The sequence below is a fragment of the Streptomyces amakusaensis genome, assembly GCF_039532665.1.
Taxonomy (GTDB): domain Bacteria; phylum Actinomycetota; class Actinomycetes; order Streptomycetales; family Streptomycetaceae; genus Streptomyces; species Streptomyces amakusaensis.
The window spans coordinates 424,873-443,868 of the sequence record NZ_BAAASB010000005.1 but is presented as its reverse complement, the minus strand read 5'-3'; the positions used below and the strand labels follow the sequence as shown (position 1 = coordinate 443,868).

20 protein-coding genes are annotated in these 18,996 nt (G+C 71.1%); 11 read left to right on the top strand and 9 right to left on the bottom strand.

Translation table 11 applies throughout. The features are described from left to right. The first annotated feature begins 77 nt into the window (after positions 1–77). Positions 78–1,613 carry a S8 family serine peptidase gene (locus ABD371_RS11935; RefSeq protein ID WP_344475675.1) on the top strand — a complete coding sequence of 512 codons (1,536 nt, stop codon included), beginning with the start codon at positions 78–80 and terminating at the stop codon, positions 1,611–1,613. 136 nt (positions 1,614–1,749) lie between these two features. Here the strand turns inward: ABD371_RS11935 and ABD371_RS11930 are convergent, their stop codons facing one another. Continuing rightward, positions 1,750–2,508 carry a lysoplasmalogenase gene (locus tag ABD371_RS11930; protein ID WP_344475673.1) on the bottom strand — a complete coding sequence of 253 codons (759 nt, stop codon included), beginning with the start codon at positions 2,506–2,508 and terminating at the stop codon, positions 1,750–1,752. A gap of 164 nt (positions 2,509–2,672) precedes the next feature. On the opposite strand from ABD371_RS11930, the gene ABD371_RS11925 reads away from it, so the two are divergent. The 8 genes from ABD371_RS11925 to ABD371_RS11890 all read left to right on the top strand — a co-directional run bounded on the left by ABD371_RS11925 (position 2,673) and on the right by ABD371_RS11890 (position 11,184). Beyond that, a complete protein-coding gene (locus ABD371_RS11925; RefSeq protein ID WP_344475671.1) occupies positions 2,673–3,683 on the top strand; it encodes a DEDDh family exonuclease in 1,011 nt (336 codons plus the stop codon). An 81-nt stretch (positions 3,684–3,764) separates the two neighbouring features. Beyond that, complete coding sequence (locus tag ABD371_RS11920) at positions 3,765–4,562, top strand: SURF1 family cytochrome oxidase biogenesis protein (protein WP_344475669.1); 798 nt, start codon at positions 3,765–3,767, stop codon at positions 4,560–4,562. Between the two features lie 52 nt (positions 4,563–4,614). Next, positions 4,615–6,402: a glycoside hydrolase family 15 protein gene (locus ABD371_RS11915; protein WP_344475667.1), complete on the top strand. Its 1,788-nt coding sequence runs from the start codon at positions 4,615–4,617 to the stop codon at positions 6,400–6,402. 4 nt (positions 6,403–6,406) lie between these two features. Further along, entirely contained in the window at positions 6,407–7,162 is a 756-nt protein-coding gene (locus ABD371_RS11910) for an SDR family oxidoreductase (RefSeq protein WP_344475665.1), read from the top strand. Between the two features lie 346 nt (positions 7,163–7,508). Next, on the top strand, positions 7,509–7,862 hold the full coding sequence (locus tag ABD371_RS11905) for a chorismate mutase (protein WP_344475663.1): 354 nt from the start codon (positions 7,509–7,511) through the stop codon (positions 7,860–7,862). A gap of 51 nt (positions 7,863–7,913) precedes the next feature. Then, positions 7,914–9,365, top strand: coding sequence for an FAD-binding oxidoreductase (locus ABD371_RS11900; RefSeq protein ID WP_344475661.1), 1,452 nt, complete (start codon positions 7,914–7,916; stop codon positions 9,363–9,365). 70 nt (positions 9,366–9,435) lie between these two features. Continuing rightward, complete coding sequence (locus tag ABD371_RS11895) at positions 9,436–10,407, top strand: methionyl-tRNA formyltransferase (protein ID WP_344475659.1); 972 nt, start codon at positions 9,436–9,438, stop codon at positions 10,405–10,407. Positions 10,408–10,587: 180 nt separating this feature from the next. After that, on the top strand, positions 10,588–11,184 hold the full coding sequence (locus tag ABD371_RS11890; protein WP_344475657.1) for a TetR/AcrR family transcriptional regulator: 597 nt from the start codon (positions 10,588–10,590) through the stop codon (positions 11,182–11,184). Here the strand turns inward: ABD371_RS11890 and amaP are convergent. The 5 genes from amaP to ABD371_RS11865 all read right to left on the bottom strand — a co-directional run bounded on the left by amaP (position 11,181) and on the right by ABD371_RS11865 (position 13,547). Then, the gene (gene amaP / locus ABD371_RS11885) at positions 11,181–11,759 is read right to left on the bottom strand and encodes an alkaline shock response membrane anchor protein AmaP (RefSeq protein ID WP_344475654.1); all 579 of its coding nucleotides are present in this window, start codon (positions 11,757–11,759) and stop codon (positions 11,181–11,183) included. The genes ABD371_RS11890 and amaP overlap by 4 nt on opposite strands. A 6-nt stretch (positions 11,760–11,765) precedes the next feature. Next, positions 11,766–12,428, bottom strand: a complete 663-nt coding sequence (locus ABD371_RS11880; RefSeq protein WP_344475651.1) for a DUF6286 domain-containing protein — start codon at positions 12,426–12,428, stop codon at positions 11,766–11,768. Further along, complete coding sequence (locus tag ABD371_RS11875) at positions 12,425–12,754, bottom strand: Asp23/Gls24 family envelope stress response protein (protein WP_344475791.1); 330 nt, start codon at positions 12,752–12,754, stop codon at positions 12,425–12,427. Before ABD371_RS11875 ends, ABD371_RS11880 begins: the two co-directional genes overlap by 4 nt. 81 nt (positions 12,755–12,835) lie before the next feature. Continuing rightward, positions 12,836–13,033, bottom strand: a complete 198-nt coding sequence (locus ABD371_RS11870) for a hypothetical protein (RefSeq protein WP_190124800.1) — start codon at positions 13,031–13,033, stop codon at positions 12,836–12,838. Between the two features lie 28 nt (positions 13,034–13,061). Beyond that, positions 13,062–13,547 carry an Asp23/Gls24 family envelope stress response protein gene (locus ABD371_RS11865; RefSeq protein ID WP_344475648.1) on the bottom strand — a complete coding sequence of 162 codons (486 nt, stop codon included), beginning with the start codon at positions 13,545–13,547 and terminating at the stop codon, positions 13,062–13,064. A gap of 204 nt (positions 13,548–13,751) precedes the next feature. Between ABD371_RS11865 and ABD371_RS11860 the strand changes: the two genes are divergently transcribed. Next, complete coding sequence (locus tag ABD371_RS11860; protein ID WP_344475646.1) at positions 13,752–14,474, top strand: hypothetical protein; 723 nt, start codon at positions 13,752–13,754, stop codon at positions 14,472–14,474. Between the two features lie 57 nt (positions 14,475–14,531). On the opposite strand, the gene ABD371_RS11855 is transcribed toward ABD371_RS11860, so the two are convergent. The 3 genes from ABD371_RS11855 to ABD371_RS11845 form a co-directional block, all read right to left on the bottom strand. Then, positions 14,532–15,335, bottom strand: a complete 804-nt coding sequence (locus tag ABD371_RS11855) for an enoyl-CoA hydratase/isomerase family protein (protein ID WP_344475643.1) — start codon at positions 15,333–15,335, stop codon at positions 14,532–14,534. Between the two features lie 194 nt (positions 15,336–15,529). Then, the gene (locus tag ABD371_RS11850; RefSeq protein ID WP_030163146.1) at positions 15,530–15,751 is read right to left on the bottom strand and encodes a helix-turn-helix domain-containing protein; all 222 of its coding nucleotides are present in this window, start codon (positions 15,749–15,751) and stop codon (positions 15,530–15,532) included. 364 nt (positions 15,752–16,115) lie between these two features. Further along, on the bottom strand, positions 16,116–17,714 hold the full coding sequence (locus tag ABD371_RS11845) for an ABC-F family ATP-binding cassette domain-containing protein (protein ID WP_190124797.1): 1,599 nt from the start codon (positions 17,712–17,714) through the stop codon (positions 16,116–16,118). Positions 17,715–17,994: 280 nt separating this feature from the next. Here ABD371_RS11845 and ypfJ point away from each other — a divergent pair, with 280 nt between their 5' ends. Beyond that, positions 17,995–18,882 carry a KPN_02809 family neutral zinc metallopeptidase gene (gene ypfJ, locus ABD371_RS11840; protein ID WP_344475639.1) on the top strand — a complete coding sequence of 296 codons (888 nt, stop codon included), beginning with the start codon at positions 17,995–17,997 and terminating at the stop codon, positions 18,880–18,882. Positions 18,883–18,996 lie beyond the last annotated feature (114 nt).

The window sequence follows — 18,996 nt, the reverse complement described above, 5'->3', positions numbered from 1 at the left end:
GCGATAACTTCGCTGGTCATGTACCCGTCCGGCGCAGCCGGTGTCCGGGCGGCCCTCACGGATGATGTGGAGAACCCATGGCTCAGCTGGGAACCAGGCGCCGACGTGCCCTCGCGCTGCCCGTCGGTCTGGCGCTCACGGCCTCGCTCGGCTTCGTTCCGGCCGGGTCGGCCGTCGCCGCCGCCCCCGCCACCACGCCCGGTGCGGTGGTCACCGACGGGCCCAAGCTGTCGTACGTGGTCAACGTCAAGGGCAACAGCCGGAAGACCGCGAAGTCGGTGAAGCAGGAGATAGCCAAGGCCGGCGGGTCGATAGTGATCGACTACGACCGAATAGGCGTCATCGTCGTCCACTCGCAGAACCCGGCGTTCGCCCAGACGATCCGCACCGTGCGGGGCGTCGAGTCGGCGGGCGCGACCCGTACGGCTCCGATCTCCCCCGCCACCGACACCTCCACCGGTGCCGAGCGTCCGCTGACCGCCCAGGAGGCCGTGGCCTCGGCGGCCAAGGCGGAGGCGGAGCAGGACCCGCTGGAGCCGCTGCAGTGGAGCCTGCCCGCGATCAAGGCGGACCAGGCGCACAAGAAGACCCTGGGCAGCAAGCGGGTCACGGTCGCGGTCATCGACACGGGCGTCGACGACACCCACCCCGACCTCGCGCCCAACTTCGACACGGCCGCCTCGGCGAACTGTGTGAGCGGCAAGCCGGACACCACCCCCGGCTCCTGGCGTCCGGCCCCGGGCGAGAGCGACCACGGCACCCATGTCGCGGGCACGATCGCCGCGGCGAAGAACGGGGTCGGCATCACCGGTGTCGCCCCGGGCGTGAAGGTCTCCGGCATCAAGGTGTCGACCCCCGCCGGATTCTTCTACACCGAGGCGGTCGTCTGCGGCTTCATGTGGGCCGCCGAGAACGACGTCGAGATCACCAACAACAGCTACTACGTGGACCCGTGGCTGTTCAACTGCAAGAACGACCCGGACCAGACGGCCCTGGTCGAGTCCGTCACCCGTGCCACCCGGTACGCGGAGCGCAAGGGCTCGGTGAACGTCGCCGCGGCCGGCAACAGCGCCATGGACCTCGCGTCGGACGAGCTGAAGGACACCACCAGCCCCAACGACACCACCCCGGGCGACCGGCTGGTGAACCCGAGCGAGTGCCTGGACATCCCGACGCAGCTCCCGGGTGTGGTGACCACCGCCTCGCTGGGCGCGAAGAACCTGAAGTCCTCGTTCTCCAACTACGGTGACGGCGTCATCGACATCTCCGCCCCCGGCGGCGACCGCACGGCCTACCAGAAGCCGGACGCTCCCGCCACGGACGGCCGGATCCTCTCCACCACCGTCAACGGCAAGTACTCCTACAAGGCCGGTACGTCGATGGCCACGCCGCACGTGGCGGGTGTGCTCGCGCTCCTGAAGTCGACGAACCGGAGCGCCTCCCCGGCCGCGCTGAAGGCGCTGCTGGCCGAGCAGGCGGACAAGCAGGAGTGCACCAACCCGTACGACTACAACGCCGACGGCGTCGTGGACGCGGTGTGCGAGGGCGGCAAGAACAAGAACGGCTTCTACGGCGAGGGTGTCGCCGACGCTCTGGACGCCGTTCGCCGCTAGCCAGTCCCTGAGATCCGTCCGGTTCCGCTCCGGACGGACAGCGGACAGCGGACAGGGGGAGGGGCCGGGCGCGGCAGTCGCGTCCGGCCCCTCCCCTCGTCGCTCCCCTCGTCGCTCTCCTCGTCGGCTCTCCTCGTCACTCTTCTCGGCCGTGACGCCCTTCAGCGGCCTCCGCGCGGTCAAACCGCCGGAATGCGGCCAGCACCCCGAGGGTGAGCAGCAGTTGGGCCGCGCTGTAGAGGAACATGATCCAGAAGTCGGGCGCGGGGGGCCTCGGCCACTCGGCCAGCTCGGTGGCGATGAGCAGGTCCGAGATGAGGAAGAGCGCGCCGCCCGCGCCCGCGGCGGGCCCGAGGCCGCCCGCCCGCCAGGCCGTCGCGGCCAGCAGGACCGCGTATCCGGCGACGGGGACGCGCAGTCCGGCGGGGAGACCGGGCCACATCAGGGCGACGACGGCCACGAGCAGGACGGCGTAGAGCGGCCCGAGCGCCCGGTGCGGCCGGCGGCGGCCGAAGAGCGTCAGGTAGCAGAGGTGCCCGGTGGCGAAGAACCCCATGCCCGCGAGGAAGGCCCACTCCGCGTCGAGGAGCAGGAAGACATCGCCGGCCCAGCCCAGGAGCAGCGCGGCGATCAGGAGGCGGGGGCCTCCTCGTACGGCGGCGTACGCGGCGAGCAGCGGCATCAGGAGCGGCTTGGCGATCCAGTGGCCGGCTTCCGCGCCCGCGAGGAGCGAGACGAGGTCGGCGAGGACCGCGAGGGCGAAGGCGGCGAGCAGGACATTGCCGAGGGTGTCCCGGGAGAGGGCGGCGGGACGCGGGGCCGGGGCTGGGACCGGGGCGCTCCGGACCGGCTCGGACCGGTTGAACAGGTGCTCGGCATCGGGCGTGTTCGGCATGGGTGCACCGTAGAGGCGGTGCGCGGGGCAGGGCCAGAGGTTGTTACCGATAAGTATGCGAGACGAGCCGTCAGCACGGTGACCGGTGGACACACGCGCACATAAGGGGTGTACGGGGCAGGCGGCTCGGGAACTGTCAGTGAGGGGCCGTATTCTCTGTGACCATGCTCGACGACAGCACCGCAGCAGCGACGGCGTGGCCGCCCGCGTATCCCCAGGGGTACGCGGTCGTCGACGTGGAGACCACCGGACTCGCCCGCGACGACCGGATAATCTCCGCTGCCGTGTACCGGCTCGACGCCTTCGGCGACGTCGAGGACCACTGGTACACCCTGGTCAACCCGGAGCGCGATCCGGGACCGGTGTGGATCCACGGCCTGACCAGCGATGTGCTGGACGGCGCGCCGCTGTTCGGCGAGATCGCGGAGGAGTTCTCCGAGCGGCTGGCGGACCGGGTCCTCGTCGCCCACAACGCCGTGTTCGACTGGTCCATGATCGCCCGGGAGTACGCGCGCGCCCAGCGCGCCGCGCCCACCCGGCAGCGGCTGTGCACCATCGCGCTCTCCAAGGAGCTGGCGCTGCCGCTCCCCAATCACAAGCTGGAGTCGCTGGCCGCGCACTTCGGCGTCGTCCAGCAGCGCGCCCACCACGCGCTGGACGACGCGCGCGTACTGGCGGAGGCGTTCCGTCCGAGCCTGCACACGGCCGCCCGGGACGGAGTGCGGCTGCCGCTGCTGGAGTGCCGGCCGCTGACCGAGTGGTCGGACTCCCCCGCCACCCCGCGCGTCGGCTACCAGCCCTCAGGTCCCCACTCCTCGGCCGGGCGGTACGGCCCCGGCAGCTGGCGCCCCTCGCGCAAGCGGCCCGCCTGCCCCTACCCCAACCCCGGACGGTACGAGGCGGGGAAGTCGCTGAAGCAGGGCATGCGGGTGGCGATCTCCGGCGACACCTCCATCGACCGGGAGCTGCTGGAGGACCGGGCGATCGAGGCCGGGCTGCACATCGCCACCAGCGTCTCCCGGCTGACCAGCCTGCTGGTGACCAACGACCCCGGGGCCGTCACCTCCAAGACCGTCAAGGCGAAGTCCTACGGCACCCCGGTGATGGACGAGGCGGCCTTCACCCAGCTGCTGCGCGATGTGACGCCCTCGGACGGCCCCGGCACACCGGGATAGCGGGCCCATGGAGCCGGGGGAGGAGCCCGTGGACGGGACCCACCGAAAGCACGGACCGGGGCGAAGGGTACGGTCGACGCCGTGTACCGCTTCCTGTTGACCCGGCAGTGGGTGTCCCTCACCCTCATCAGCCTCGTCCTCATCCCGACGATGGTCGAGCTGGGGTTCTGGCAGTTCCACCGGCATGAGCGCCGGGTCGAGCAGAACGCGCTGATCGCCCGGAACCTGGACCACGAGCCGGTCCCGGTGACCGAGCTGACCTCCCCCGGACACACCGTCCCCCGCTCGGACTACTGGCGCGCGATCACCGCCACCGGGGTCTACGACACGAGCGGCGAGGTCGTCGTACGCCGCCGGGTCAACGTCGACGAGAAGGTCGGCGCCCAGGTGCTGACCCCGCTGGTGCTCACCGACGGGCGGATCGTCCTGGTCAACCGGGGCTGGATCCCGCTGGCGGTCAACCAGCGGGCCTATCCCGAGGTGCCGCCCGCGCCCAAGGGGACGGTGACCGTCACCGGCCGGCTCAAGGCGGACGAGACCACGAAGGGCAGCGGCATCAAGGACCTCGCCGGTCTGCCCGACCGCCAGGTCATGCTGATCAACAGCGAGCAGCGGGCCGAGGCGCTCGGCAAGCCCGTGCTCGGCGGCTATCTGGAGCAGACCGGCCCGAAGCCCCCCGGGACGCTCCCGGAGCTGATCCCCGAGCCCGAGCACGACTCCATCGGCGCGCACATGGCGTACGCGATCCAGTGGTGGCTGTTCGTCGCCGGAGTCCCCGTCGGCTGGGTGATCCTGGTCCGCCGCGAGGTGCGCGACCGGCGGGCCGCCGCCGCGGCCGGCGCCGCGTCGGAACCGGCCCCCTCCCCGGCGAACGCCTGACAGCCGCAGCCCGTCTGATTGGTCCGCCCACCGGGCGGGAATGCGCCACTGCGTGACCCTACGCATCGAGGACTACGCCCTGATCGGCGATCTTCAGACGGCGGCGCTGGTCGGCACGGACGGCTCCATCGACTGGCTCTGCCTGCCCCGCTTCGACTCCGCCGCCTGCTTCGCGGCCATCCTCGGCGACGAGGGGAACGGCCACTGGCGGATCGCGCCCAAGGGCGCGGGCCCCTGCGCCCGGCGCGGTTACGCGGGCGACTCGCTCGTCCTGGAGTCGGTGTGGGAGACCCGCACCGGCACGGTCAAGGTCGTCGACTTCATGCCGCAGCGCGACGAGGCCCCCTCCGTGGTGCGGATCGTGGAGGGCGTCAGCGGCTCGGTCGAGATGGAGTCCGTACTGCGGCTGCGCTTCGACTACGGCTCGGTGGTGCCCTGGATGCGGCGCGCGGACGGCCGCCGGGTGGCGGTCGCCGGACCCGACTCGGTGTGGCTGCGCAGCGAGCCGCCGGTCAAGACTTGGGGCCAGCAGTTCAGCACCGTCTCCTCGTTCGCCGTCGGCGGGGGCGAGAAGGTGGCCTTCGTCCTGACCTGGCACCCCTCGCACCTGGAGCGCCCCGGGGAGCTGGACCCGTTCGAGGCGCTGGAGTCCGGTCTGCGGGACTGGGGCGAGTGGGCGAACCGCTGCCGGACCGAGGGCCGCTACCGGGATGCCGTGGTCCGCTCCCTGATCACCCTGAAGGCCCTCACCTACGGTCCGACCGGCGGGATCGTCGCCGCGCCCACCACCTCCCTCCCGGAGGAGATCGGCGGCGTACGGAACTGGGACTACCGCTTCTGCTGGCTGCGGGACTCCACCCTCACCCTGGACGCGCTGCTCGACGCGGGCTACCAGGACGAGGCCGCCGCCTGGCGGGACTGGCTGCTGCGGGCGGTGGCCGGCGATCCGGCCGACCTCCAGATCATGTACGGGCTGGGCGGGGAGCGGCGGCTGCCGGAGACGGAGCTGCCGTGGCTGACCGGATACGCGGGCTCCGCCCCCGTACGCACCGGCAACGCGGCGGTGAAGCAGCTCCAGCTCGATGTGTACGGAGAGGTGATGGACTCCCTCTTCCTGGCCCGCGAGGCGGGGCTGCCCACCCAGCGGCACGCCTGGTACCTCCAGCTCAGCCTGCTCGGCTTCCTGGAGTCGAAGTGGCGCGAACCCGACGAGGGACTGTGGGAGATCCGGGGCCCCAGGCGTCACTTCGTGCACTCCAAGGTGATGGCCTGGGTGGCCGCCGACCGGGCGGTGCGCACCCTGGAGGCGGACTCCTCGCTGCGCGGGGACGCCGACCGCTGGCGGGCGATGCGGGACGAGGTCCACCGGGAGGTCTGCGAGAAGGGGTACGACCCCCTGCGCAACACCTTCACCCAGTCCTACGGCTCCGCCGAACTCGACGCGGCGACCCTGCTCATCCCCCGGGTCGGCTTTCTGCCGCCGGAGGACCCCCGGGTGGCCGGCACCGTGGACGCGGTCCGGGCGGAACTGGGCGCGGGAGGCGGGCTGGTGCGCCGCTACAGCTCCGAGGGCGCGTCGGTGGACGGGCTGCCGGGGGGCGAGGGCGCGTTCCTGGCCTGTTCCTTCTGGCTGGCGGACGCGCTGCGGATGACGGGCCGGGCGAAGGAGGGGCGTGAGCTGTTCGAGCGGCTGCTCACTCTCCGCAATGATGTCGGGCTGCTCGCCGAGGAGTACGACCCGGCCTCGGGCCGGCAGCTCGGGAACTTCCCCCAGGCGTTCAGCCATATCGCCCTGGTGACGACCGCTCTCGCGCTGGACCGGGAGGAGGCGGCAGGATAGCCCCATGGATCTTGGACTGAAAGACCGCGTCTATGTCGTGACCGGGGCTTCGCGAGGGCTGGGCAACGCCTCCGCGCGGGCGCTGGTCGCCGACGGCGCGAAGGTCGTCATCACCGGGCGCGACGAGCGGACCGTCCTGGACGCCGCCGCCGAACTCGGCCCCGACGCGGTCGGCCTGGCGCTGGACAACGCCGACCCGACGGCCGCGGACCGGCTGATCGCGGCGGCCCGCGCCCACTTCGGCCGGTTCGACGGGGTGCTGATCAGCGTGGGCGGACCGGCCCCGGGGTACGCCGCCGACAACACGGACGAGCAGTGGCGGTCGGCGTTCGACTCGGTGTTCCTGGGCGCGGTGCGGACGGCCCGCGCCGCGGCGGCGGAGCTGGGCGAGGGCGGGGTGATCGGCTTTGTGCTCTCCGGCTCCGTCCATGAGCCGATCCCCGGCCTGACGATCTCCAACGGGCTCCGCCCCGGCCTGGCGGGGTTCGCCAAGTCGCTCGCCGACGAACTCGGCCCCCGGGGCATCCGGGTGATCGGCCTCCTCCCCTCCCGCATCGACACCGACCGTGTCCGCGAACTGGACGCCCTCTCCGGCGACGCGGACGCGGCGCGGGCCGCGAACGAATCACTCATCCCGCTGCGGAGGTACGGCACCCCCGGGGAGTTCGGCACGGTCGCGGCCTTCCTCCTCTCCCCGGCCGCCTCCTACCTCACCGGCGTGATGCTCCCGGTCGACGGCGGCACCCGCCACGGCTTCTGATTCCCGGGCCGTTCCCGTGTGCGGCGGTCCACCGGACCGCCGCTCTGTCAACTTCCGCCAGCCGTCGGCGAGTTGCCCCGGAGACGGGAGGAGAGATCTGGTGCCCCTGTTCGAAGCCTGCTAGATTCGAGCTACTGGACCGCTCGTTTCAAAACGCTCGGGCCTGCCAATGATCCCTTCAGGGATCGGGGTCACCATCCAGAGGATCTGGTCAAGAGCGCACACGCAGAGAGCAGGACACGCGGATGAATGCGATTGCGCCCCGGCGCGCGCCCGTGGAGACCGGCCAGAGAGCTTTGACGCTCCAGGCTTTGACGCTCCACCGAGGCAGCACTACCACGGCAGAATGAGTTCCACCACTCGTGCGATCCGCGGTGCCATTCAGGTCTCTGCCAATACGCATGAGGACATCGCACAGGCCACTGTCACCCTCGTCGATGCGGTGATGGGAAAGAACGGCCTGGAGTCCACCGATGTCGAAGCCCTTTTCTTCACCATGACTTCGGATCTGACCGCCAATATCCCGCCCCTCGCCATCGTCGAGCGGGGATCCGTCGACGCCCCCTGTCTCTGCTCGGCAGAACCTCGATGGGACGGGGAAATGCCGCGTGTGATCAGACTGATGGCCCTCGTGCACAAAGGGCGGGACGAAGCGCTCGAACACGTCTATCTGAACGGCACCGCCCCCACGAGGCCCTGACCCGGCCCGCGGGACATCAGAACCCCATTGCCGACGGAGGAGGATTTCGTCATGCCCGAAACTGCTTTGGCGACCGCACTGATGGAGTCCGAAAGGGCGGTCGGGGGTGACACCGCCCGGGTCGTCCACCCCGTTCCACCGGGGGCGAACGTCTCCATGTTCGCCTCCCGCCGTGTACCGGCCGTCATCCGCCCCGCCCGCGCCGACCAGGTCCCCGCGATCGTGCGCGCTTTCGCCCGCGAGGACACCCCGCCGCTGCACGCCGTCTCCACCGGCAGGAACTGGGGCCTCGGCTCGCGCGAAGCCGCCGGCCACGACGCCGTACGCGTGGAACTCGACGACCTCGACAGCATCAGGGACCTCGACACCGACCACGGATGGGCCGTCATCGAACCCGGCGTCACCCAGCGCCGGCTGTCGCGGGAGCTCGCGGGCACACAGCGCATGCTGAACGTCACCGCCTCGTCCGGCTACTCCAGCGTCCTGGGCAACGCCCTGGACCGGGGGGTGGGTCTGCGCAGACAGCGCACCGAGGACCTGGTGGGCCTGGAGGTCGTCCTTCCGGACGGGGAGCGGGTCCGGGTCGGCTGGTGGCCGCGGCGGGGAGTGGACACCGCGGTGAACCCCTACGGACTGGGGCCCTCGCTGCTGCACCTGTTCACCCAGTCCAACTACGGAATCGTCACCGCCGGAGTGGTACGGCTCCTCCCCCGCCCCGAGACACAGCGCGTCCTGCGCCTCGGCTTCGAGTATGACAACGTTGTTGCCGCCGTGGACGAACTGCGGCGGTGGCACGCCCAGGGGCTTGTCCACGGCGTTCTCAAGATCTACGACACCACGTCCGCCGCCTCGTACGGAACCAGCACGGCGCAGGGCGGCTACCTCGCCCACATCTCCCTCGGCGGCACCGCCGCGGTGGTGGACGCCCTGACCGAGGCGGTCTTCGAACTGGCCGAGACCTCGAAGCTGTTCACCGGCATCGCCCGCTCCGACAAGGAGCCCCCGGCCGCCGACGACGTGGTCGCCCGTGTCGTCCAGCACGGGTACTCCGGCAGCGTGGTCCACCACGAGGAGATGCTCCGCTCCGCCGTCGGCCAGCACGCGCCCCGCGTCGACGACCAGGGCGGCGGCTGGCTCTTCTTCCTCCCTCTGGTGCCTTTCAGCGGGGAGCACATCGCCGCCGCGCTCCGCATCCTCGAAAAGGTCGGCGCGGAGACCGGCATCCGGACCGGGGCCACCGTCAACGCGCTCGACTCCGACGTGATCGACCTGGTGGTGTCCCTCCGGTTCTCACGTACGGACGACGGGACCACGCGCGCGCACGCCGCTCTCGACAAGCTCTACGAGCTGTTCACGGCGGCCGGATACCTCCCCTACCGCCTCGACGTGGATCACGGGCAGTGGACCGACCGTCTGCTCGACCCCCAGGCCCTCGCCCTCACCCGGCGTCTGCGCGAGGCCATCGACCCACACCGCGTGATCGCCCCGGGCCGCTACGCCTGACCGGGCTTCCGCCCCTCCTTCTCCCCCTTCCTCCAGACCACACACAGGCACCTACGGAAGGACTCCCCCAATGAAACCGCCGATACGGGTCGTGCTGTTCTCGGAGGTCAACTCCAAGCTTGGCGCGCCTTTCCTGGACATGCTTCATGGACATCCCCTCGTGAATCTGGTGGCGGTGGTCACAAGCCCCGTCAACCGCCTGTGCGACTACTTCACCGCCGACACCGAACAGGTCGACCTGGAACAGCGCGGCAAAAACCTCGGCGTACCCGTCCTGCGTCCGGAGAAGGTCAACGACCCGGATTTCGTTCAGCGGATCAGAGACCTGGAGCCCGACTATCTGATCGTGGGGAACTTCCAGCGCATCCTCAAGGAGGATCTGCTCAGCACCCCGAAGGTGACCTGTGTCAATTTCCATCCGAGCGCACTTCCCCGCTACGCGGGACTGGCCCCGTTCTACTGGATGGTCCGCAATGGCGAGACGGACGGTGCCGTCACCGCCATCGAGATGGCGGCCGGGCTCGACACCGGCCCCATCCTCACCCAGCACCGCACACCGCTCACCGGTCGCGAGACCGCCCTGGAATTACGCACGATCCAGGAACGCGCCAATGTGCTGATGCTGCTGGATCTCATTCCCCAGCTGGTGTCCGGCAGTTTCCACCGCATTCCGCAGGATCCCTCCGAGCGCACGTACTTCACCCGCCCGTCGGAGAATGAATTCCGCCTGGACTTCGCACACTCGGTCCACAAGGTCAGCTGTCACATCCGGGCCGGGTACCGGAATCCGGGAGCATTCGCCGAAACTCCCGGCGGTGACCGCGTGACGATCCTCTCCTCGGACGACACCACCCCGGCCGGGGTGGACCTTGAGCCCGCCGGGACGGTGAGGCAGCTGGAGAACGGTCTGTTCGTCGCGTGCCGCGACGGGTGGCTCCGGCTGCTCACGGTCGAATGGGGCGGCAGCGAGGTGCCCGCGCAGGCCCACCGCGCGCTCACGGACGGAACCGTGCTCTCCGCCACCGTGCTCGAACCGGCGTAGACCGGGGGGACCATGGCGCTCCGGCCGACTCACCGACCGCACGGGCCGGCGAGTCGGCCGGAGCCGCGGGAAGGGAATGAACGCACCGTTTGACCTCCATGTTCGAGCTCCGTCCCATTTGACGGAATATTGTTCCATGCATTCCAGAAGCTGTATGCTGACGGTATGGGGCGACCGCGATTGTTCGACGAAGACAAAGCCGTGGAGGCCGCGTGTCGCGTCTTCTGGACGAAAGGCTACGAAGGCGCCTCGACCGAGGATCTGTGCGAAGCCACTGACCTCAGACGCAGTAGCGTCTACAACACCTTTAAATCCAAGGCACATCTCTTTCGCCGAGCCCTCAGTCACTATGTCGACACCATGACCGACCGACAGATCGCAGTGCTGAGCGAAGACGGATACGACGCGGTCGAGCGCATCCGCAGACTCCTCGCGGTCATTGTGGAAGCGGAGATGGAGAGCCGGAGGAGTGGCTACGGATCCGGCTGCTTCACCGTGAACACCATCACCGGGCTGGCATCGAAAGACCCGCTCGTGGCCGAGATCCTCGACAAGGATTTGAAGCGGCGTCTGTTCCTGCTCCGGTCCGTGATCAACGACGGGAAGCGGGCGGGGATCATCAACTCCCCGATGGACGCGCAAGATCTGGCCTGGTATTTCGTGGCCGTCATCTACGGGATAAGGGTCGCCGCCCAGTCCGGGGCGGACGAGGCCGAACTGGTGTGCATCGCCTCCGCCAGCACCGCCGTGCTCGCTCCCCGGCCGGACAGCGTCTAACTCACCCGGCGCGCCTGGTGTTTCGCCGCCTTGAGGCGCACCTCCACGGGGAGCGTCCGCGCCCCCACCGACTCCCGGGCGTGCGCCACCGCCTCCGACGTCAGCCGCCCCAGCGTTCCGCCCGGAGAGGCGAACGGCTCCAGCGACAGCCCGACCCGCGCGCCGGGCCTGCCCCGCCGCCCGGTCAGCCGGACCCGTGCCCCCCGTACCCCCTCCAGCGACTGGGCCTCGCTCCGCAGCGCCTCCTCCAGCGCCCGCCCTCTCAGCCGCGCGCCCTCCCCGTCGCCGCTGTCGACGAGGATCTCCGCCGGCCGGGGCCGCCGCAGCTGGGCCAGGAGCAGCCACAGCGCCAGCAGCACCAGGATCGCGAGCCCCGCGATCACCGCGGGCCACCACCAGCTCTCGTCGCGCCAGCGCTCCCGGTCCGCGGCGCTCAGCAGGACGTCGCGGGGCCCGTGCCAGGGCCACCAGGACGGCAGGGAGAGCCCCGTGCCGGCGGCCAGGACCGCCCCTCCCCCGCACACCAGCACCACGCCCGCGAGTCCGAGCAGCAGACGGTTGACCACCGGGAGCATTCCGCTTCACCTCTTTCTGACGGGCGGTCGGGTGACCCGTACGGACGTCGAGGGCCGCTTGGCGAGACCGAGGCCGGCGATCGCCTCGTCGAGCGCCCCGTCCAGATCCGTCCGTACGTCATCGAGCTCCCGGAAGTGGGAGTCGGCCCGCACCGAGACCTTCGAACGGCCCATCCGCACCCGTACGGACCGCACTCCCGGCACCTCCATCGCCCGGTCCCGCACGACCAGCGCCGCCGCCTCCCGGGTGAGGCCCGCTCGTACGGAGGGCTCGTCGCGGCGCATCGGCAGCAGCCGGCGCAGGCCCGGGGTGAGGGCGAGGACGATCAGACAGACGCCGAGGACGGCCGCGACGGCCGCGCCCGCGAGCACCCAGGGGTCTTCGAGACGCCACTCGGCCAGCCTCGCCGCGGCGACGCGACGCCAGCGCATGGCGGGGTGGTCCGCCCGTACCGCCGCGATGTCGTAGAGCAGGACGCCCGCGCCGCCGAGCACCGCTGCGGCGAGCAGCGCTGCCGGAACCCGGCGTACCGACCAGAAGCGGCCGGCCTTCGTGTTCGGCACCAGGAAGGGGCCGGCGGAGGGGTCCGGCTCGGGGCCGCCGGGAGATCCGGGCTCGGACAGTCCGGCCGGCTCGGGGGGCTCGGGCGGTTCGGGGGGCCGGGTCATCGGGGGCTCCCCGGGGCGGTGTCGCGGGAGTGGGGCGAGTGCAGGTGCTCGACCAGGACCAGGACTTCGGGGACCGCCATTCCGGCCAGGGCGCTCACCCGTTCGGCCACGCGCCGGCGCACCGCGCCGCATCGCGCGCCGATGTCGGACGGGTAGTCGAGCTCCAGGCTGATCCGCACCCGGGCGGCGTCGTGGCGGACCACGACCGCGGCGCGGGGCGGGACGCCGCCCTCCGGGACGCCGACCGCCTCCCTGGCCGCCTGTGCGGCGATCTTCGCCACGACCCGGTCGGCGATGACGGTCGCGCCCCGGTCCCGGGCGTCGATCCGGGCCCCGGTCCGCTCATCCGCCCGGTCGCCTCCGGCCCCGCGGGATCCGTCGCCGGTGCGCTCCGTGGCCACCGCGCGTCACCGGGGCCGGTCGCCGCGGTCACGGCCACGAGCGCGGAAGAACTCTCCGGGTTCGAGATCGCCCTCCAGAAAGCGCCCGGCCACGAAGCCGACCGCGCCAAGGGCGGCCACCAGCAAAAACGCGCCGAAGCCACCGAAGTACCCGGCGAAGCCGAGCGCCATGCCGGCCACCATGCCGACCATAGCCATACTCATCTGAGCCTCCTCATCTCGGGCTTCGGGGCTACTGCAGACGGGGTTCCGGCTCGTCCTCTTCCTCGTCGGGGAGCTTCACATCGCTGACCGCGATGTTGACCTCGACGACTTCCAGACCGGTCATCCGCTCCACGGCGGAGATCACGTTCTCGCGCACCGCGCGGGCGACATCCGCGATGGAGACGCCGTAGTCGACGACGATCTCCAGGTCCAGAGCGGTCTGCACCTCGCCGACCTCGGCCTTCACCCCTCGGGTGACATTGGATTTGGCACCGCCAGGCACCCGGTCGCGGACCGCGCCGAAGGTGCGCGAGAGGCCGCTGCCCATGGCGTGCACACCGACCACATCGCGGGCGGCGAGTCCGGCGATCTTCTCGACGACGCCGTCGGCGATCGTCGTACGGCCGCGCGAGCCGGGATCCCCGCCACCCCGTTTGCCGCTCGACGACTTCCTCAGCTCCCTCGGCTCCTCGCCCGAGCCGCCGGAGGGCTCATTGCCGCTTCGTTCGGTCATCGCCTTGCGTCCTTTCCGGGGTTGCCAGGTCGTGCCGCGCCGGATGCCCGGCTTCCGGAGACCCGGGACCGTCGCCCGGGGTTCTCCCGGAGCCTGCGGTCCGTCCGGGGCCGCTCCGGAATCGGGCTGATCCCGCGGACACCCTCCAGCCCACACTAAGCGCGGTTGCCCGCTCTCGCCCCGGGGATGCGGCAGGCTGGGGGGATGACCACTGCTGACGCGGTACGCGTACGTCTCGGTCTCGGCCGGCTCCTTCCGCTGGGCGGGCCCGGGGACGGGGCCTGGCTGACCGAGCGGGCGGCCGTCGCGGTGCTGCGGCGCGCGGCGGCCGGCATCGCGGGGGCGGAGCTGGGGAAGGTGCGGCTGGCACTGGCGGATCCGGCGGAGGCGGGTGTTCCGGCGGTGCCGCCGCCACCGAGCGCGCTGCCGCCGGGGGCGCTGCGGATCGAGGCCGAGTTCGAGGCGGTGTACGAGGCGGCGTACGGGCCGGGACACGAGGCGGCGGGGGCCGCGGTGCCCCGGCCGCTGCCCGCCGTCGCGGACGCCCTGCGCGAGGCGCTGTTCTCGGCCGCGACGGACGCGTTGGACCTGGCGGTCGAGGCGGTGGATCTACGGGTGACCGCGCTGGTGGAGACGGTGCCCGGCGCTCCGGACCGTCCTGCTCCGAGCGGCCCTGAGGCCGCCGCCGAGGAGGAGTCCGACCGGGAGCCGCTCGCCCGGACGGTGGCCTCGGTCCCCGGGGTCGCCCGGCTGACATCGGTCCTGGGCGCGGCGGTGCGCGTGAGGCCCGGCGATGTCCGGGTGGAGGTGGCGATCGTGTCCGGACGGCGTCCGCTGGCCGTGGTGCGCGCGGTCAGGGCCTCGGTGGCCTCGGCGCTGGGTGACGACCGCCCGGTGGCGGTGGTGGTCACCGACGCGTCGGGGTGACGCGGGGCAGCCGTGCCGGACCCGCCCGGGTGGGCCCGGCCGGTGTCACCGGCGGGGTCAGTCGCCGATGCCCGCGAGATCCCGGAGCCGGCGCGCCTGCGCCGCTCGTTCCGCGGCGAGCTGGTCGTCGTACGAACGCCGGGTCGCGCCCTGGAGCAGCGCCTTGGTCTCGATGAGGGCGTCGCGGGGCGCGGCGAGGAGCGCGGCGGTCAGATCCCGTACGGAGGCGTCGAGGTCCGCGCCGGGGACCACCAGATTGGCGAGCCCGGTGCGCTCGGCCTCCTCGGCGTGCACCGAGCGTCCCGTGGCGCAGATCTCCAGCGCGCGGGCGTACCCCACCAGCGCCACCAGCGGGTGTGTGCCGGTGAGGTCGGGGACGAGTCCGAGGCTGGTCTCGCGCATGGCGAACTGCACGTCCTGGGCCACGACCCGGAGGTCGCAGGCGAGGGCGAGCTGGAATCCCGCGCCGATCGCATGGCCCTGGACGGCCGCGATCGTGACGATGTCACTCCTGCGCCACCAGGTGAAAGCCTCCTGGTACTCGGCGATGGCGGCGTCGAGGTCCGTGTCGGAGGCCCGTGCGAGATCGAGGAACGACGGCTCGCCGTCGAAGCCCTCCGGCGTGAACGCCTGCCGGTCGAGCCCGGCGGAGAAGGACTTGCCCTCACCGCGGAGCACCACGACGCGCACGGTGCCCGGGAGCGACCGACCCGTGTGCGCCAGCGCCCGCCACAGGGCGGGGGACTGGGCATTGCGCTTGGCCGGATTGGTCAGGGTCACCGTGGCGACCGTGTCCTCGACGGTGAGCCGTACGCCGTCCTTGTCCAGCACGAGTTCGTGCGCGGAGCCGGGCGAAGTCATGGGGCGCCTCCGGTTCGGGTGATGCGGTGTCTGTGCAGACGCAGACTAGCTAAGCGACTGCACAGTAACCACCCTCCACCGGTCAGCCTTCGGCGACCGGCGGTCGGTGGTCCGCTTCCGATGCCTGCCCGGACGGCCCTTCGGCCGACCGGGCGGACATCTCTCGAACCGGCGGGGAGCCCTGATCGTCAGGATCAGGCCGATGCGGCCTTCTTGCCTCGCGTGGCTCCGCCGCGTCCTCGTAGGATGACTCCGGACTCGCTCAGCATCCGATGGACGAATCCATAGGAGCGACCGGTCTCTTCGGCCAGCGCCCGGATACTCGCACCGGAGTCGTATTTCTTCTTCAGGTCTGCCGCGAGCTTGTCGCGCGCGGCGCCGGTCACCCGGCTGCCCTTCTTCAGAGTCTCGGCCACCCGTGCCTCCTCATGGGAAGTGCGCTCTGGACTTCTCATGATCACCCCTTGCGCCGTTCCTGGCCACCCATTCGACAAGGTCCATGGAAGGACCTTTGCCGGGAATCAAACGCGCGCCATGACCGGAATGGCTTATTCAGCACACCGGCGGTCCCGGGCCACGCTCGCTCCACTCAGAGAAACCGCAGGTCAACAAGGGTGGGCCGAGGAATCCCCCGGCCCGCCCGCTAAAAATGATCTTGTGTTGAGAGCTTCGCCGGGGTACGAGACACCCTCACCCAGATGATGGATCACCTGTGAGCCGAATGATCCATACGGAGTGGATCAGCGGCCTGGCCGGGCCGCCGCAAGCGCCGGGCGAAGATCAGGCGAGGGCGACCAGATCCGCGTAGTCCGCGCCCCACAGGTCCTCCACACCGTCCGGCAGCAGGATGATCCGCTCCGGCTCCAGCGCCAGGACGGCCCCCTCGTCGTGGGTGACGAGGATGACCGCGCCCTTGTAGGTGCGCAGCGCGCCGAGGATCTCCTCGCGGCTGGCGGGGTCGAGGTTGTTGGTGGGCTCGTCCAGCAGCAGGACGTTGGCGGAGGAGACGACCAGGGTGGCCAGCGCCAGCCGGGTCTTCTCGCCGCCGGAGAGGACTCCGGCCGGCTTGTTGACGTCGTCGCCGGAGAAGAGGAAGGAGCCGAGCGTCTTGCGCACCTCGACCAGATCGAGGTCGGGCGCGGAGGTGCGCATGTTCTCCAGGACCGTGCGCTCGGGGTCCAGGGTCTCGTGCTCCTGGGCGTAGTAGCCGAGCTTGAGGCCGTGGCCCGGGGTGACCGCGCCGGTGTCGGGCTTCTCTACCCCGGCGAGCAGCCGGAGCAGGGTGGTCTTGCCCGCGCCGTTGAGGCCGAGGATGACGACCCTGGAGCCCTTGTCGATCGCGAGATCGACATCGGTGAAGATCTCCAGCGAGCCGTACGACTTGGACAGGCCCTCCGCGGTGAGCGGGGTCTTGCCGCAGGGCGCGGGCTCCGGGAAGCGCAGCTTGGCGACCTTGTCGATGGCCCGCACCTCCTCCAGACCGGCGAGCAGCCGCTCGGCGCGCTTGGCCATGTTCTGCGCGGCGACGGTCTTGGTGGCCTTGGCGCGCATCTTGTCGGCCTGCGAGTTGAGGGCGGCGGCCTTCTTCTCGGCGTTCTGGCGCTCGCGCTTGCGGCGCTTCTCGTCGGCCTCGCGCTGTTGCTGGTAGAGCTTCCAGCCCATGTTGTAGACATCGATGGCGGAGCGGTTGGCGTCGAGGTAGAAGACCTTGTTGACGACCGTCTCGACCAGTTCGACATCGTGGGAGATGACGATGAAGCCGCCTCGGTAGCTCTTCAGGTAGTCGCGCAGCCAGACGATCGAGTCGGCGTCGAGGTGGTTGGTCGGCTCGTCCAGGAGGAGGGTGTCGGCGTCCGAGAAGAGGATGCGCGCGAGCTCGACCCGGCGGCGCTGGCCGCCGGAGAGGGTGTGGAGGGGCTGGCCGAGCACCCGGTCGGGAAGGCCCAGCGCGGCGGCGATGGTGGCGGCCTCGGCCTCGGCGGCGTACCCGCCCTTGGTGAGGAACTCCGTCTCCAGGCGCTCGTACTTCTTCATCGCCTTCTCGCGGGTGGCGCCCTGTCCGTTCGCCATCCGGTCCTCGTTCTCCCGCATCTTCCTCAGCACGGAGTCGAGGTCGCGGGCGGAGAGGATGCGGTCGCGGGCGAGGGTGTCGAGATCGCCGGTCCGCGGGTCCTGGGGGAGGTAGCCGACCTCGCCGGAGCGCGTGATGGTGCCGGCGGCGGGGATGCCCTCGCCGGCCAGGCACTTGGTGAGGGTGGTCTTGCCCGCGCCATTGCGTCCGACCAGGCCGACGCGGTCGCCCTTGGCGATGCGGAAGGAGGCGGACTCGATGAGGATGCGGGCACCGGCGCGCAGCTCGATACCGGAAGCGGTGATCACGGACATACTCCAGGGCGGTGTGGACGGCGGAAGGACGGGCTTATGAGGCTGCGATGCCGTCTAATGCACAAGGAGAATGGCCATGGGGCCAGTCTAACGGGGCACTGCAAGTGGTATTCCCGGGCCGGTCGCGGGGGCGGTGCGGGAGCGGTGCGGAGGCGGCCCCGCGTGCTCGGCGCGGGCGGGGGAACAAAAGGGGCGACGGCCGGCGGGGCGGTCGATACTCGGCGCAGGGCGGCAAGGCAGCCGTCCGTCGCACCGGATCCGACGGCGGTGGCCCATGCAGTTCGACGACGACGCCGATCTGGACACGTCCGAGGTCAGGGATGTGCGCGGGAGCCGTCTCCCGGGCGGCAGGGCGGCCGTCGGCGGAGGTGTGGCGGGGGTCATCGCGCTGATCCTGGGGCTGATCTTCGGAGTGGGCCCCGATCAGCTGGGGCTCTCCTCCGGCGAGCCGGAGCCGGTCGCGACCGCGTCGACGCAGGCGGAGGTGGGCCGGGCCTGTCTGCGGGGCTCGGACGCCAATACGCGGGAGGACTGCCGGATCGTCGCGGTGGTCAACAGCGTGCAGGACTTCTGGCGGGCGGAGTTCCCCCGGCGGCAGGGGCGCTACTCGGACGCCCGGACGGTGATGTTCACGGGCCGGGTGAACACCGCGTGCGGGACGGCGACCTCGGCGGTGGGGCCGTTCTACTGCCCGGCGGACCGGCAGGTCTATCTGGACCTGGGGTTCTTCGACGATCTGCGGAACACCTTCGGGGCCGGCGGCCCCTTCTCGCAGGCGTATGTGGTGGCGCACGAGTACGGACACCATGTGCAGAACCTGATGGGGACCCTGCGCAGGGCCCAGGACGGGCGGCAGGGCGCGGCGAGCAATTCCGTACGGGTGGAGCTCCAGGCGGACTGTTACGCGGGGGTGTGGGCACATCACGCGACGACGACGCCGGACGAGAAGACCGGGCGTCCGCTGCTGACCAGTCTGACGGAGGCGGACATCGGGGACGGGCTGGACGCGGCGGCCTCGGTCGGGGACGACCGGATCCAGGAGCGGTACCAGGGGCGGGTCACCCCGGAGACATGGACGCACGGCTCGGCGGCGCAGCGGCAGCAGTGGTTCGACGTGGGGTACCGGAGCGGGGACATGGCGCGCTGCGACACCTTCCGCTGACCCGCCGCTCTCCTCGGAAGGCTTTGAGTCAAGGCTTTGAGCTGGGGATACGCGCTGCGGACGGGCATTGTCAGTGGCGGGTGCCAGACTGAGACACAGTTCACATCCCGGCGG

What these genes read in the sequence shown, in the direction of transcription:
- ABD371_RS11855 (WP_344475643.1), bottom strand. Translation starts at nt 15,335, where the DNA reads ATGACTTCGCCCGGCTCCGCGCACGAACTCGTGCTGGACAAGGACGGC.
- ABD371_RS11900 (WP_344475661.1), top strand. Translation starts at nt 7,914, where the DNA reads ATGCCCGAAACTGCTTTGGCGACCGCACTGATGGAGTCCGAAAGGGCG.
- ABD371_RS11895 (WP_344475659.1), top strand. Translation starts at nt 9,436, where the DNA reads ATGAAACCGCCGATACGGGTCGTGCTGTTCTCGGAGGTCAACTCCAAG.
- ABD371_RS11925 (WP_344475671.1), top strand. Translation starts at nt 2,673, where the DNA reads ATGCTCGACGACAGCACCGCAGCAGCGACGGCGTGGCCGCCCGCGTAT.
- ABD371_RS11860 (WP_344475646.1), top strand. Translation starts at nt 13,752, where the DNA reads ATGACCACTGCTGACGCGGTACGCGTACGTCTCGGTCTCGGCCGGCTC.
- ABD371_RS11880 (WP_344475651.1), bottom strand. Translation starts at nt 12,428, where the DNA reads ATGACCCGGCCCCCCGAACCGCCCGAGCCCCCCGAGCCGGCCGGACTG.
- ABD371_RS11870 (WP_190124800.1), bottom strand. Translation starts at nt 13,033, where the DNA reads ATGAGTATGGCTATGGTCGGCATGGTGGCCGGCATGGCGCTCGGCTTC.
- amaP (WP_344475654.1), bottom strand. Translation starts at nt 11,759, where the DNA reads ATGCTCCCGGTGGTCAACCGTCTGCTGCTCGGACTCGCGGGCGTGGTG.
- ABD371_RS11930 (WP_344475673.1), bottom strand. Translation starts at nt 2,508, where the DNA reads ATGCCGAACACGCCCGATGCCGAGCACCTGTTCAACCGGTCCGAGCCG.
- ABD371_RS11905 (WP_344475663.1), top strand. Translation starts at nt 7,509, where the DNA reads ATGAGTTCCACCACTCGTGCGATCCGCGGTGCCATTCAGGTCTCTGCC.
- ypfJ (WP_344475639.1), top strand. Translation starts at nt 17,995, where the DNA reads ATGCAGTTCGACGACGACGCCGATCTGGACACGTCCGAGGTCAGGGAT.
- ABD371_RS11935 (WP_344475675.1), top strand. Translation starts at nt 78, where the DNA reads ATGGCTCAGCTGGGAACCAGGCGCCGACGTGCCCTCGCGCTGCCCGTC.
- ABD371_RS11910 (WP_344475665.1), top strand. Translation starts at nt 6,407, where the DNA reads ATGGATCTTGGACTGAAAGACCGCGTCTATGTCGTGACCGGGGCTTCG.
- ABD371_RS11865 (WP_344475648.1), bottom strand. Translation starts at nt 13,547, where the DNA reads ATGACCGAACGAAGCGGCAATGAGCCCTCCGGCGGCTCGGGCGAGGAG.